Source organism: Kitasatospora sp. NPDC051853, from assembly GCF_044452665.1.
Classification (GTDB): Bacteria; Actinomycetota; Actinomycetes; order Streptomycetales; family Streptomycetaceae; genus Kitasatospora.
Genome location: NZ_JBITBY010000008.1, coordinates 392,202 through 404,841, shown reverse-complemented (window position 1 = coordinate 404,841; position 12,640 = coordinate 392,202). Strand labels below are relative to the sequence as shown.

Below are 12,640 nucleotides of genomic sequence, written 5' to 3'. Positions count from 1 at the left end.
CGTCAACGGGCGGGCCGGCCCTCCAGCCGCCGCCGGGCCCGGGCGCACTGCTCGCAGTGGTCGGCCTCCGGCCGGACGGCCGCTCTGCGGTGCATCGCCCGCACCTTGAACCGGCGGGCCACGTCCATCATCACCAGCGCCACCTCGGCCGCCGCCACGATCCAGACCATCCTCGGTCCGCCCAGCACGTAGGCCAGCACGACGGCCAACGCCGCCGCGATCGCGACCAGCGCCCCCGTGTACCTCACCGCCATCTGCTCCCCTCTCCTGAACCCAACGGGACTCCGACGGCACACACGGTGACATGCCGGACCGGCAGGAAGGCGAACGAGGGGTCAACGCTTCGTCAAATAAGACCGACCGGCAGTTGGGGGGTGGGTCAAGGAGCGCCCGCCGCGTCAGCGGCTGATGTCCGCGTGGGGTGCGTGGCTCGGCGGCGTCGAGAAGGGGGTCCCCCCGGCCGGAGGCTGGGGGAGAGTCCATGCGGAGCATCGGCGACCGACGAGAAGCCGGCGAAGGGCCCCTCCTGCCCGTCGGCGGGCAAGGAGGGCGCGTGCCCCAACGCCGCGACGCCGCCCCCCAACTGCCGGTCGGTCTACGACCGAGGACGCGGTGCCGGTTTCCCGGCCCCGCGCCCTCGGTCGTACCCGTTCCCCGGCCCCGCTACCCGCGGGCCCTGCGCCGTGCCCGCAGTCCGAGGCCGGTCAGGGCGGTGGCCAGCAGGGCCGCGCCCGCCGTGCCCGCCGTCAGCAGCGACGGGCCGTCCGGCTCCGCCACCGGAGCGGCCTGGTAGCCGCCGCCCTTGCCCTGCCGGTCGTAGACCGAGCCGGGCAGCTTGTCGCCGTAGCGCTGCTTCACCTGACGCTGGTAGTCGGCCAGGGTGACCCCGGCGCCGACCGCCGTGCGGGCGTCCTCGTCCAGCGGCAGCACCCGGCCCCCGCGCAGCACGTACCAGGCGTCGATCTGCGGCTCGCGGAAGGCGGTGCCGCCCCCGCCCGCCGCGGCCTGGGCCACGTAGTCGGTCTCGTCGCCGCCGGTGGCGATGTTGACGACCCGCCAGCCCGCGCCCTGCTTCGCCGTCCAGACCGAGGCCACCTGGCCGTCGGCCGCCACGGCCTTGCTGGCGGTGAACTCCAGCCGGGCCACCGGGGCGCCCGGGGTGCCGGCCACGAAGCCCGGGTCCAGCAGGTAGACCGGGACGGTGTCACCGCTCAGCCGGGGTTCGGCCTCGGCCGCGGCCCTGGCCTCGTCGGCCGGGGAGAGCGCCAGCGACCGGTTCGGCGGGACGCCCTTGCGGGCGAAGAACCGGCCCAACTGCTCCAGCACGGCCGGGGACTGGGCCGCGCCGCGGGCCTCGCTCAGCTCCGTGGGGGCGAGCTGGGCGGGGGCCGCACCGGGATCGTCGGCCTGGGCCGACGGGGCGGCGGCCAGGCCGAGGGTGGCGGCCAGCACGGTGGCGGCCGCGAGGCGGGAGGCTTGCTTGCGGATGGTGTCGGTCATGGTCGTCTCCTCAGGCGCCGATCCGGTAGAGGGAGTGGGTCCAGGAGAACGTGTCGTTGTTGACGTAGTAGTTGTAGTCCGCCCAGTTGTAGCGGTAGCTGGAGGGCCACGGGTCGCCCCAGTAGACCCAGTTGTTGCCGGTGTCGTAGCCGTAGAGCACGTGCATGTGGCCGCCGCCGGAGGACCACTGGATGCGGGTCTCGACCGGCCGGTTGGCGTCGATCTCGGTCTGCACCGTGCTGTAGCGCAGGTAGCCCGTGACGTACGAGCCGGGGTTGATGCCGATGTAGCGCAGCGCCGTCTGCACGTTCCCCAGCGTGGCCTGGTTGTTGGGGCAGCTGGAGTTGACCGAGCGGTTGAACGCGGCGTTGCAGAACTGGTTCTGGCTGTAGGTGTAGCCGTAGTAGGTGGCGATGGTGTTGCCGCTCGCCGCCCAGCACCAGTTGGTCTGCTGCTGTTGCTGCATGGTGAGGTTGAGCTTGCGCACCCCGAGCGCCGTGACGGCACCGGGCGCCTGGGCGGCGGCCGGCCTGGCGAGGGGGGCGGTGGCGGCCACCAGGGTGGGGGCGAGGACGCCCAGCGCGAGTGCGGCGACCGCACGGCGCAGGCGGGTACGGGAGATCTGCATGGGCTTCTCCTCCTTGCGTTCCCGCAGGAGAGGGGATGTGGGGGCACCGCGATGGGGCGCGGTGCAGTGAGCATCGGCCCATGACGGGAGCCGGTCAACGCACCTCGTCGGGGCCCGGGCAGGGGTGTGAACGGGGCCCCGCACGGTGTGAACGCGGCCGGCGCCCGCCGCACGTCAACACGTCCCAACCGGTGACAACTCGCCACCGGCGTGTGAATATTCACGGTCAACCTGACAGACGGGAGCCCGTCGTGCAGCAGACCGTCCAACCCGAGCTCGCCACCGCCCTCCGCACCGGCCCGTTCCACCTCGCCCTGCGCGCCGCCATCACCGCCCGCGGCCTCGCCCTGCACCGCCTGCGGCTGCACCTGGCCCAGCGCGGCGTCCAGGTCGGGGTGACCAGCCTGAGCTACTGGCAACAGGGCCGACGACGGCCCGAACGGCCCGAATCCCTGCGCGCGGTACGGGTGTTGGAGGAGGTGCTGGAGCTACCGGAACACTCGCTGACCCGGCTGCTCGGCCCCCGCCAGGCAGCACCGACCGAGGTGGCCGGGCCCGCCACCCGGCCCTACCGCGACCTGATCGCACCGGCGGTGGCCGTCGACGGACTCCTCGCCACCATCGCCTCGCCGCCCGACACCGGCCTGCACACCGTCACCCACATCGAACGGGTCCGGATCGGCGCCGACCGGCAGATGGTCCGCCGCGACTCCCAGCACGCCCTGCGCGCCCACCGCGACGGCATCGACCGCTACCTGGCGCTCTACCAGGGGGATCCGGGGTGCGACATCGGGGCGGTGCGGGTGCGGGGGGAGGAGAACTGCCGGCCGGGGCGGGTACGGCGCGACCCGGAGGCCGAACTGCTGGTCGCGGAGCTGCTGTTGGACCGCCGCCTGCGGACCGGGGACACCCACCTGCTGGGGTACGGGTTCGACGACGCGCCCGCCGCGCAGCCCTCCACCGAGTACGTCCGCGGCTTCAACTCCGGTGCCGGGCAGTACGTCCTCCAGGTCACCTTCCACCCGGCCGCCCTGCCCGTCCGCTGCCACCGCTTCGCCAGCCGGGCTCCCGGCGAACCACCGTACGAGACGGAGGAGTTGACCCTGGACGGGCACCACTGCGTGCACCTGGTCGCCAGCTCGCTCAGCCCCTGTCTGCTCGGCATCCGCTGGGACTGGGAGTAGGGCCCGGCAAGGGGTGCCCCGCAGGGGCGCGGGGAACTGCGCGCAGGGGAACGGCAGCACCTGCAACCGGCTGACGGCGGCTCAGTTGCCGGTGAGCCGCCTCCCGACTCGCGCCCCGCGGCGGAGCCGCAGATCAGCAGAGCCTCGCGCCCCCGGTGGAACCACTTCCGTGCCCGGCGCCGCTCAGACGAAGTCGATGGAGACGCAGTCCTCGACGGGCCGGTAACCGAGCTTCTGGTAGATGGAGTTGCTGGTGGGGTTGGCCAGGTCGGTGTAGAGCAGGACCTCGGCCGCGCCGGAGGCGAGGGCGTGGGCGGAGCCGGCCGCGACCACGCCGCTGGCGTAGCCGTGGCCCCGGTGCTGCGGCGGGGTGTAGACGGGCCCGATCCGGGACATCCCGGCGATGACGTCGCTGACACCGGCGAAGGAGACCACCCGGCCCTCGTGCTCCCAGACGTGGAGGCCGCCGCGGGCGATCCGCCGCTCGACGGTGGGCCGGTGGTTCTCGCCGGGGATGCCGACCTCGGCCTCGGCGACGAAGGCGGTGAACCAGTCCACCAGGAGATCCGCCTCCGCCTCGGTGGCGAGCCGCACGGAGCCCCGGGGCAGCGGCGAGGGGTCGGTCAACTCGCCCAGCCGGTAGAGCCGTTCGTTGCTCTTGACGGCGCTCGCCACCCCGGTCTCACGCTCCCAGGCCTCGGCGAAGGTCCGCGCCGCGACGGTCCCGCCGCCGACGGCCGGCACCTCGCGCCCGGCCTTCGCGAGCGCCGTGGCCAGCTCGGCCGCCGCCTCGGGCGGCATGGCGCTGAGCCGCAGCGGGAACGGCGGCGTCCGGCAGAAGGCGCCGGCCACCGGTGCGTCCGGGGCCGGGCGCCACCAGCCGAACCACGGGTCGGCCTCGCCGAAGACGTGCAGGCCGCTCTGGGCGAGGTTGTGCACCAGGGTCAGCAGGACGGTGTTCTCGGCCGGATGGGCCGCCAGGAACTCGCCGGCGTGTGTCCGGAAGTCGTCCAGGGAGGAGGAGAGGGTCCAGTTCATGCCGCATCCTCCCTGATCAACGCCCCTTCACGCACCTCCATTACGGTCGGTCCGCGCCCCCACCTTGGCCGCCAGCTCCGCCGCCTCCGCGACCGGCGCCTCGCACACGAAGTGGTGGCAGACGTAGGCCCCCGCCGCCCCGCCCACCAGCGGCCGCCCGGCCAGCAGCGGCACCTCGGAGGTGCTGGGCTCGCCGACCGCGACCACGGCGCCCGGGGCGGTGCCGAGCAGCGCCGTCCGGTGCAGCAGCGCCCGCCCGGGGTCGCCCTCGGCCCCGACCACGGCCACCTCGCGCGGCCCGTCGGCCAGCGCCTCGGCGGCGGCCAGGCCCCAGCCGACGAACCGCGGCGCCCGGGTGCCCAGCGCGCCGACGATACCGAGCGCCCGCTCGGCCGCCGTCCGGTGCCGCTCGGAGCCGGTGTACGCGGCGTAGGTCAGCAGGGCCTGGGCGGCGGCCGTCCAGCCGGAGGGGGTGGCGTTGTCGGTCGGGTCCTGCGGCCGGCGGATCAGCTCCTCGGCGTCGTCGGCGGTGTCGTAGAGCGCGCCCGACGCCTCGTCGCGGAAGTGCGTCAGCACGGTGTCCAGCAGTCCGCCGGCCAGGCCCAGCCACTCGGCCCCGCCGGTCACCGCGTACAGCGCGAGGAAGCCCTCGGCGGTGTCCGCGTAGTCCTCCAGCACGCCCGCGTTGGCCCCGGCCCGGCCGTCCCGGGAGGTGCGCAGCAGTCGGCCGTCCTCGCCGAGGTGCACGGTGATCAGCAGGTCGGCGGCGCGTTCGGCCGCCTCGACCAGGTCGGGCCGGTCCAGCAGCGCGCCGGTCTCGGCCAGCGCGGCGACGGCCAGGCCGTTCCAGGCCGCCACCACCTTGTCGTCCCGGGCCGGGGCCGGACGCTTCAGCCGGGCCTCGTACAGCGCCGCGCGGATCCGCTCGTAGGCGATCTCGTCCACCGGGTCGGAGAGCAGCTGGAGCACCGAGCTGCCGTGCTCGAAGGTGCCCTCCGCGGTGACCTCGAAGAGCGTCGCGGCCACCGCCGCGTCCTGCTCCCCCAGCACCTCGGCCAACTGTTGCGGGGTCCAGGCGTAGTACGCGCCCTCGGCGTTCTTGCCGCTGGCCTCGTCCAGGCTGTCCGCGTCCAGCGCGGAGGCGAACCCGCCCTCGGGGGTGCGGAGTTCGCGCAGCATGAAGTCGGCCGTCTCCAGCGCGATCCGGCGCGGCAGCTCCTCCCCGGTGGTCCGCCACAGGTGCAGGTAGACGCGGAGCAGCAGCGCGTTGTCGTAGAGCATCTTCTCGAAGTGCGGCACCACCCAGCGGTTGTCCACCGCGTACCGGGCGAAGCCGCCGCCCAGCTGGTCGTAGATGCCGCCGCGGGCCATCGCCTCGCAGCTGTGCCCGGCCATCGCCAGCGCCTCGGCCGATCCGGTCCGGGCGTGGTGGCGCAGCAGGAACTCCACCGCCATCGACGGCGGGAACTTCGGCGCCCCGCCGAACCCGCCCCACTTCTCGTCGTACGTGCGGCCCAGCTCCGCCACCGCCGCGGCCAGCCCCTCCGCCCCGGGCACCTCGTGCACCCCGCTGCCGACCCCGTACACCGAGGCCCGCTCCGCCAGGTCCGCCCTGATCCGGGCGGCCACCTCGCCGACCTCGTCCCGGCGGTCCCGCCAGGCGGCGTTCACGCCCTCCAGCACCTGCCGGAAGCCGGGCATGCCGTGCCGCGGCCGCGGCGGGAAGTACGTCCCGAAGTAGAACGGCTCCTGATCGGGCGTCAGGAACACCGTCATCGGCCACCCGCCCTGCCCGGTGGCCGCCTGCACCGCCTCCATGTAGACCGCGTCCACGTCCGGCCGCTCCTCGCGGTCCACCTTCACGGCCACGAAGTGCTCATTGGTGTACGCCGCCATCTCCTCGTCCTCGAAGGACTCGTGCGCCATCACGTGGCACCAGTGGCAGGCCGCGTACCCGACGCTCAGCAGCACCGGCACCCCGCGCCGCCTCGCCTCCTCGAACGCCTCGGGCCCCCAGGGCCACCAGTCGACCGGGTTGTCGGCGTGCTGCAGCAGGTACGGCGAGGTCGCGTCCGCGAGACGGTTCGGCATGGCCCCATCCTTGCGCATCGAGCGCCTCAGGTCCCGTACACCGACTCCAGCAGGCCGTGGACGAAGGCGTCCACGTCGTCCAGGCCCGCCGCGGCGAGGGCTCCGGCCCCGCCGCCCAGCAGCTGCGGGATGGCGCCGTGCAGGGCGAGGGTGACGGCGGCGGCGCGCCCGGGGGTGACGGGGAGTCCGGCGGCGCGCTGCGCGTGTTCGAAGCCGGCGAAGTCGGCGGCGACGACGGTGGCGAGGATGTCGGCCAGCCAGGGGCGGCGGGCGGCCTCGGTCTGGAGTTCCAGGTAGGCGAGCATCCGGGGGGCGCCGGGGCCGGCCACGTTGCGGAGCAGTCCGGCCAGCAGGGCGGCCAGGCCGGCCCGGTCGACGGGCCGGGCGCCGGAGGCGACCAGTTCGGCGGTGGTGCGCCGGTACTGCTCGACGATCCGCTCGGCGGTGGCGCGGAGCAGGGCGTCGCGGCTCGGGTAGTAGTTCTTGGCGGTGCCCAGCGGCAGCCCGGCGGCGGCGTCCACGGCGCGGTGGGTCAGCCCGCGACCTCCCGCTTCGGCCAGGACGTGGATCGCGGCGTCGCGCAGCGCGTCCCGTCGGTTCCCACTCACCGTCAGTTCTCCTTGCTCGTCCGTGCGTTGCCCAAGGTACCCCAGGCGTGGTACCACAGGTGTGGTAGGCACCGACGGACACGAACGCCGGGGGGCGTGATGACGGGTACGGCCATCGTGGTGGGGGCGGGAGTCGGCGGGCTGGCGACCGCGATCGGGCTGCGCCGGGCGGGCTGGCGGGTGACGGTGCTGGAGCGCCGCACCGAGGTGGAGCGCTACGGCACCGCCTTCGCGCTGACCCCCGCCGCGCAGGACGCGCTGGACGAGCTCGGGGTGGGCGGGGCGGTGCGCCGCCGGGCGGTGCCCTACCGCTCCGCGCAGATCCGCCGGCCGGACGGCCGGGTGCTGGCGAGGCTGCCGCTGGACCGGGTGGAGAAGAAGGCGGGCAAGCCCGAACTGCTGGTCTCCCGCCCGTACTTGATCGACGCCCTGCTGGCCGGGCTGGAGTCCTTCGGGGACGTCGCGGTCAAGCTGGGCGAGCCGGTCACCGAGGTGGACGCGGTGCGGACCGGGCACGACCTGCTGGTCGGGGCCGACGGGATCCGCAGCGTGGTGCGCCGGCGCTGCTTCGGCGACGCGAGCGGGCCCGAGCCGATCGGCTCGGTGGCCTGGATCGGCATCGCCGACTTCGAGAGCGGGCTGCACGGCGAGACCTGGGGCCGGGGCCGCTTCTTCGGCCTGACGCCGGTCGAGCCCGGCCGCACCAACTGGTACGCGGCCGTCCCCGAGGGCACCACCGCCGCCGACCTGCCCGGCCTCTTCGAGGGCTGGCACGACCCGATCCCCCGCGTCCTCACCGGGACGGACCCGGCCGGCTGGCTCCGCTACGAGATGCGGCACCTGCACCCGGCCCTGCCGAGCTTCGTGCACGGCGGCCGGACCGCCCTGGTCGGCGACGCGGCGCACGCCATGACGCCCAACCTGGGCCAGGGCGCCTGCACCGCGATCCTGGACGCCGGGGCACTGACCCGGGCGGTGGTGCGGCACGGGCGCACCGGCCTGGCGGCCGCGCTGCGCGACTACGACCGCGAACGGCGGCGCACCGCCCAGCGCACCGCCTTCGTCTCCCGCACCCTGCACCGCTTCGTCTCCACCGAGCGCACCGCGCTCCGGGACGGGCTGGCCCGGCTGCTGCCGGGCTGAGCCGTCGTCAGTCCTTGGCGGGCTTGGCAGGGGCGGCGGCGGTCTCGGGCTCCTCGACGAAGTTCACCCGGCCGAACTGCTTGTTCATGGACTTGACCAGGAACCAGGTGGCCACGCCGAGGGCGGCGAAGACCACGAAGCCGAGCAGGCCGGGGGTGACCTTGGCCTTGTCGTAGGCGAGGGCCGCGGTGGCGAGGTCGGTGAGGTGCATCGGGGTGCTCATGTCTCCAATGGTGGCCCGGCCCTACACGGGCCGGGCCACCGGGGTGGAATGTGTCGCGCCGTCAGGCGTCGCCGTCAGGCCGAGGCGGCGCTACCGGCCGGGGTGCGCAGGCCGGCGAACAGGTCGTCCTCCGGCAGGTCGGTGTCGACCAGGGAGCGGGCCAGCTCGAAGTCCTCGGTCGGCCAGACGGCCTTCTGGACCTCCAGCGGCACCCGGAACCACGGGCCGTCCGGGTCGATCTGGGTGGCGTGCGCGATCAGCGCGCGGTCCCGGGTCTCGAACCAGTCGTCGCAGCGCACCCGGGTGGTGATCTCCCGGTCCTTGCGGCCGCTCTTCTCCCAGCCGGCGATCCACTCGCCGTACGGGGACTCGATGCCGTGCTCGGTGAGGTAGGCGTGCATGGTCTTGATCCGGTTCATGGTGAAGCCGTTGTAGTACAGCTTCGAGGGCTGCCACGGCTCGCCCAGGCCCGGGTACGCCTCCGGGTCACCGGCCGCGTCCCAGGCGGCCATGGTGATCTTGTGGGTCATGATGTGGTCGGGGTGCGGGTAGCCGCCGTTCTCGTCGTACGTGGTGATCACGTGCGGGCGGAACTCGCGGATCAGCTTGACCAGCGGCGCGGCCGCCTCGGCCACGTCCTGGAGCCCGAAGCAGCCCTCCGGCAGCGGCGGCAGCGGGTCGCCCTCCGGGAGGCCGGAGTCGACGAAGCCGAGCCAGGCCTGCTTGACGCCGAGGATCTCCCGGGCCGCGTCCATCTCCTTGCTGCGGACCTCGTGGATGTTCTCCTCGATCCACGGGTCCCCCTGGAGCTTGGGGTTGAGGATCGAGCCGCGCTCGCCCCCGGTGCAGGTGGCGACCAGGACGTCCACCCCCTGCGACACGTACATCGCCATGGTGGCGGCACCCTTGCTGGACTCGTCGTCCGGGTGCGCGTGCACCGCCATCAGTCGCAACTGCTCAGTCAACGCCTGGTTCCTTCCGGGAATCATCCGGTTCATCGGGCCGCTCCCCCGCCGCCTCCGGCGCGGACGGACCACTCCTATAGTGACTGACCGAAGGGCTCGTCCATTCCCTCCGCAGACCGGCGGCCCCTCCGCGAAAGGACTGAGCCGCCATGGACTCCGGACGTACGACCACCCCCACCGCCCCCGCCGCCGCGCCGCAGGGCCGCTACGGCCGCTCCTCCGACCGGGAGGCCGACCGCAGGCTCAGGACCGTCGGCGTGGTCTGCGGCGCGCTGGGCCTGGCCCTGGTCGGCTGGCTCGGCTGGTCGTACGTCAGCAAGGGCTCGGAGATGAACGGGCTGCTGCCCGGTTTCCAGGTGGTCTCCGACAGCGCCGTGCAGGTGCAGCTCTCCGTGCACAAGAGCGACGGGAAGGCCGGGGTCTGCACCGTCCGGGCCCAGGCCGAGGACGGCGGCGTGGTCGGGCTGCACGACTTCCAGGTGCCCGCCGAGGGGTCGGAGTACGACGAGGTGGTCACCCTGCGCACCACCGCCCGGGCCACCAGCGCACAACTGCTGGGCTGCGCCCCGGCGAAGTAACGCCTCCCTTTCGTCGGTGGAACTTGTTAGGCTCGTGGTTTCGCCCCTTCCGTGCCTCCTGCCCGGAAGCCGGGCGTTGCTTTGTAGTACGACACCGTTCGACTGCTGACCCAACCCTCAGCGCGACCCTGCACCTACGAGGAGCACCCGTGACCCAGACCAGCGAGAACGTGACCTGGCTCACTCAGGCCGGCTACGACAAGCTCAAGGCTGAGCTGGAGTACATGACCACCACCTGGCGTTCCGAGATCACCCAGAAGATCGAGGCCGCGCGCGAGGAGGGTGACCTCAAGGAGAACGCCGGTTACCACGCCGCCCGCGACGACCAGGGCAAGGGCGAGCTGCGCATCCGCCAGCTCACCCAGCTGCTGGAGCGGGCCCAGGTCGGCGAGGCTCCCGCGGGCACCGACGCCGTGGCCCCCGGCACCGTGGTCACCGTCGCCTTCGACGGCGACGAGGACGACACCATGAAGTTCCTGATCGGCTCCCGCGAGATGGCGGGCACCACCGACATCGACGTCTACTCGCCGCAGTCCCCGCTGGGCCTGGCGATCGACGGCAAGAAGATCGGTGACGAGGCGCACTACGAGCTGCCCAACGGCAAGCGCGCCATGGTCAAGATCGTCGCGGTCGAGGCCCACGCCGGCTGACGCGCCCTCAGCACGTACGAGAGCGGCCGCCCCCTCCTGGAGGGGGCGGCCGCTCTCGTACCGGGAGTCACCCCACGGCGGAGCGGTACTTGCGCACCGACAGCCAACCGAACAGCCCCAGGATCACCAGCGACCAGAGCACCGAGACCAGCACGGCGTTCTCCATCGGCCAGCCGCCCTGCACCGGGCCGAGCTGGTTGCCGAACAGGTCGCGGCAGGCCTGCACGGTGGCGCTGAACGGGTTCCAGTACGCGATCGGCTGGAGCCAGCCCGGCATCGAGCTGATCGGCACGAAGGCGTTGGAGACGAAGGTCAGCGGGAACAGCCAGATCAGACCGGCCGAGGTGGCCGCCTCGGGGCTGCGCACCGAGAGGCCGATCAGCGCGCCGATCCAGGAGAAGGCGTAGCCCAGCAGGAGCAGCAGCGCGAACGCGCCGAGCGCCTTGAGGAAGCCCTCGTGGAAGCGCCAGCCGACGATCGCCGCCACGACCGCCAGCACCAGCAGGGTGAAGGCGGTCTGCACCAGGTCGGCCAGGGTGCGGCCGACCAGCACCGCGGAGCGGGCCATCGGCAGCGAGCGGAAGCGGTCCACCAGGCCCTTGGTCATGTCCTCCGCGATGCCGGCCGAGGCGCCGGCCACCGCGAAGGTGACGGTCTGGGCGAAGATGCCCGCCATCAGGAACTGGGTGTAGGTGTCGGTGCTCGCGGTGGCACCGGGGATCTGGATCGCGCCGCCCATCACGTAGGTGAAGAGCAGCACGAACATCACCGGCTGCATCAGGCCGAAGACCACGATCTCCGGGATGCGGGTCATCCGGCGCAGGTTCCGCTTGGCGACCACCCAGGAGTCGTGCAGCATCGCCGCGAGGCCGTGCTTGGGGTGGGTGACGGCGGAGCCGATGGCTTGTTGCGGGTTGGCCGTGGTCATCAGGCGTCCTTCCCGTGGCTCTTGCGGCCCTTGGCCGGCTTCTGCCCCTCGCCCGACTCGTCCTCGTCCTCCTCGACCGTGGCCCGGCCGGTGAGGGAGAGGAAGACGTCGTCCAGGGTCGGGCGGCGCAGGCCGATGTCGTCGATCTCGATCGAGCGGGCGTCCAGCTCGCGGATCACGTCGGCCAGCACCCGGGCGCCGCCGCTGACCGGGACGGTGATCTTCCGGGTGTTCTTCTCCAGCGCCGGGTCGCCCTTGGCGTACGGGCCGAGCGCGGCCATCGCCTCGGTCACGTCGTCGCCGCGGTGCACCACGACCTCGATCCGCTCGCCGCCGATCTGGGCCTTGAGCTGGTCGGCGGTGCCGCGGGCGATCACCTTGCCGTGGTCGACCACCGCGATGTCGTGGGCGAGGCGGTCGGCCTCCTCCAGGTACTGGGTGGTGAGCAGCAGGGTGGTGCCCTGCTCGACCAGGGTCTCGATGACCTCCCAGAGCGCCAGCCGGTTCCGCGGGTCGAGGCCGGTGGTCGGCTCGTCCAGGAACATCACCGGCGGGCGGACCACCAGGGCGGCGGCCAGGTCCAGGCGGCGGCGCATGCCGCCGGAGTAGGTCTTGGCGGTGCGGTCGGCGGCCTCGGTCAGGTTGAACCACTCCAGCAGCTCCTTGGCCCGGGCCTTGGAGTCGCGGTTGCTCATCTGGTACAGCTCGCCGACCATCTCCAGGTTCTCACGGCCCGTCAGGTACTCGTCGACGGCGGCGTACTGGCCGGAGAGGCCGATCAGGCTGCGCACCCGGTTGGGGTGCTTGAGCACGTCCACCCCGGCGACCACGGCGCGGCCGGAGTCGGGGCGGAGCAGGGTGGTGAGGACCCGCACGGTGGTGGTCTTGCCGGCACCGTTGGGGCCGAGCAGCCCCAGCACCGTGCCTTCGGGGACGTCCAGACTGACGCCGTCGAGGGCGCGTACGTCACCGAAGGTCTTGACCAGGTTCTCGGCTTGGATGGCTGGCGCCATGAGCCTTCCTCATCTCGTCTTGCGGAATGACTTGCACAGGATGATCTGTCCGTTTTATCCCACGGCGGTACCCGGCGCACCGGGATTCGTG

The 12,640-nt window shown here is 73.2% G+C and carries 14 protein-coding genes; 4 read left to right on the top strand and 10 right to left on the bottom strand.

All coding sequences use genetic code 11. The annotated features are described in order from the left end of the window. Window positions 1-2 precede the first annotated feature (2 nt). From ACIA8O_RS24495 to ACIA8O_RS24485, 3 genes are all read right to left on the bottom strand, one after another. The gene (locus tag ACIA8O_RS24495; RefSeq protein WP_396296073.1) at window positions 3-254 is read right to left on the bottom strand and encodes a hypothetical protein; all 252 of its coding nucleotides are present in this window, start codon (window positions 252-254) and stop codon (window positions 3-5) included. A 409-nt stretch (window positions 255-663) separates the two neighbouring features. Beyond that, entirely contained in the window at window positions 664-1,500 is an 837-nt protein-coding gene (locus ACIA8O_RS24490; protein WP_396296072.1) for a hypothetical protein, read from the bottom strand. Window positions 1,501-1,510: 10 nt separating this feature from the next. Further along, window positions 1,511-2,128 (bottom strand): papain-like cysteine protease family protein, encoded by a 618-nt coding sequence (locus ACIA8O_RS24485; protein WP_396296071.1) that lies wholly within the window; start codon window positions 2,126-2,128, stop codon window positions 1,511-1,513. A 251-nt stretch (window positions 2,129-2,379) separates the two neighbouring features. Here ACIA8O_RS24485 and ACIA8O_RS24480 point away from each other — a divergent pair, with 251 nt between their 5' ends. Beyond that, window positions 2,380-3,312, top strand: a complete 933-nt coding sequence (locus ACIA8O_RS24480) for a hypothetical protein (protein ID WP_396296070.1) — start codon at window positions 2,380-2,382, stop codon at window positions 3,310-3,312. A gap of 183 nt (window positions 3,313-3,495) precedes the next feature. Here ACIA8O_RS24480 and ACIA8O_RS24475 read toward each other — a convergent pair whose 3' ends face one another. From ACIA8O_RS24475 to ACIA8O_RS24465, 3 genes are read right to left on the bottom strand one after another with little or no spacing between them, the layout of a single operon-like run. Continuing rightward, a complete protein-coding gene (locus ACIA8O_RS24475) occupies window positions 3,496-4,350 on the bottom strand; it encodes a GNAT family N-acetyltransferase (RefSeq protein WP_396296069.1) in 855 nt (284 codons plus the stop codon). A gap of 27 nt (window positions 4,351-4,377) precedes the next feature. After that, on the bottom strand, window positions 4,378-6,441 hold the full coding sequence (locus ACIA8O_RS24470) for a thioredoxin domain-containing protein (RefSeq protein ID WP_396296068.1): 2,064 nt from the start codon (window positions 6,439-6,441) through the stop codon (window positions 4,378-4,380). Between the two features lie 26 nt (window positions 6,442-6,467). Further along, window positions 6,468-7,049 (bottom strand): TetR/AcrR family transcriptional regulator, encoded by a 582-nt coding sequence (locus ACIA8O_RS24465; protein ID WP_396296067.1) that lies wholly within the window; start codon window positions 7,047-7,049, stop codon window positions 6,468-6,470. A gap of 99 nt (window positions 7,050-7,148) precedes the next feature. Between ACIA8O_RS24465 and ACIA8O_RS24460 the strand changes: the two genes are divergently transcribed. Next, window positions 7,149-8,192: an FAD-dependent oxidoreductase gene (locus ACIA8O_RS24460; RefSeq protein ID WP_396296066.1), complete on the top strand. Its 1,044-nt coding sequence runs from the start codon at window positions 7,149-7,151 to the stop codon at window positions 8,190-8,192. Between the two features lie 7 nt (window positions 8,193-8,199). On the opposite strand, the gene ACIA8O_RS24455 is transcribed toward ACIA8O_RS24460, so the two are convergent. Both ACIA8O_RS24455 and mca read right to left on the bottom strand, forming a co-directional pair. Beyond that, window positions 8,200-8,415 carry a hypothetical protein gene (locus tag ACIA8O_RS24455; RefSeq protein ID WP_396296065.1) on the bottom strand — a complete coding sequence of 72 codons (216 nt, stop codon included), beginning with the start codon at window positions 8,413-8,415 and terminating at the stop codon, window positions 8,200-8,202. Window positions 8,416-8,489: 74 nt separating this feature from the next. Next, window positions 8,490-9,380 carry a mycothiol conjugate amidase Mca gene (gene mca / locus ACIA8O_RS24450; protein WP_396296064.1) on the bottom strand — a complete coding sequence of 297 codons (891 nt, stop codon included), beginning with the start codon at window positions 9,378-9,380 and terminating at the stop codon, window positions 8,490-8,492. A 149-nt stretch (window positions 9,381-9,529) separates the two neighbouring features. On the opposite strand from mca, the gene ACIA8O_RS24445 reads away from it, so the two are divergent. After that, complete coding sequence (locus tag ACIA8O_RS24445; protein WP_396296063.1) at window positions 9,530-9,958, top strand: DUF4307 domain-containing protein; 429 nt, start codon at window positions 9,530-9,532, stop codon at window positions 9,956-9,958. Window positions 9,959-10,107: 149 nt separating this feature from the next. Further along, window positions 10,108-10,608, top strand: coding sequence for a transcription elongation factor GreA (gene greA, locus ACIA8O_RS24440; RefSeq protein ID WP_396296062.1), 501 nt, complete (start codon window positions 10,108-10,110; stop codon window positions 10,606-10,608). 67 nt (window positions 10,609-10,675) lie between these two features. Here the strand turns inward: greA and ACIA8O_RS24435 are convergent, their stop codons facing one another. Together ACIA8O_RS24435 and ACIA8O_RS24430 are read right to left on the bottom strand one after the other, a co-directional pair. Further along, entirely contained in the window at window positions 10,676-11,467 is a 792-nt protein-coding gene (locus ACIA8O_RS24435) for an ABC transporter permease (protein ID WP_345282208.1), read from the bottom strand. Between the two features lie 68 nt (window positions 11,468-11,535). Continuing rightward, window positions 11,536-12,549 carry an ATP-binding cassette domain-containing protein gene (locus tag ACIA8O_RS24430; protein ID WP_396296061.1) on the bottom strand — a complete coding sequence of 338 codons (1,014 nt, stop codon included), beginning with the start codon at window positions 12,547-12,549 and terminating at the stop codon, window positions 11,536-11,538. Window positions 12,550-12,640: the final 91 nt, after the last annotated feature.

Bases quoted from the DNA above. Each gene is read 5' to 3' on its own strand.
- ACIA8O_RS24495 (WP_396296073.1), bottom strand. From the start codon at position 254: ATGGCGGTGAGGTACACGGGGGCGCTGGTCGCGATCGCGGCGGCGTTG.
- ACIA8O_RS24490 (WP_396296072.1), bottom strand. From the start codon at position 1,500: ATGACCGACACCATCCGCAAGCAAGCCTCCCGCCTCGCGGCCGCCACC.
- ACIA8O_RS24485 (WP_396296071.1), bottom strand. From the start codon at position 2,128: ATGCAGATCTCCCGTACCCGCCTGCGCCGTGCGGTCGCCGCACTCGCG.
- ACIA8O_RS24475 (WP_396296069.1), bottom strand. From the start codon at position 4,350: ATGAACTGGACCCTCTCCTCCTCCCTGGACGACTTCCGGACACACGCC.
- ACIA8O_RS24470 (WP_396296068.1), bottom strand. From the start codon at position 6,441: ATGCCGAACCGTCTCGCGGACGCGACCTCGCCGTACCTGCTGCAGCAC.
- ACIA8O_RS24460 (WP_396296066.1), top strand. From the start codon at position 7,149: ATGACGGGTACGGCCATCGTGGTGGGGGCGGGAGTCGGCGGGCTGGCG.
- ACIA8O_RS24455 (WP_396296065.1), bottom strand. From the start codon at position 8,415: ATGAGCACCCCGATGCACCTCACCGACCTCGCCACCGCGGCCCTCGCC.
- ACIA8O_RS24445 (WP_396296063.1), top strand. From the start codon at position 9,530: ATGGACTCCGGACGTACGACCACCCCCACCGCCCCCGCCGCCGCGCCG.
- ACIA8O_RS24435 (WP_345282208.1), bottom strand. From the start codon at position 11,467: ATGCTGCACGACTCCTGGGTGGTCGCCAAGCGGAACCTGCGCCGGATG.
- ACIA8O_RS24430 (WP_396296061.1), bottom strand. From the start codon at position 12,549: ATGGCGCCAGCCATCCAAGCCGAGAACCTGGTCAAGACCTTCGGTGAC.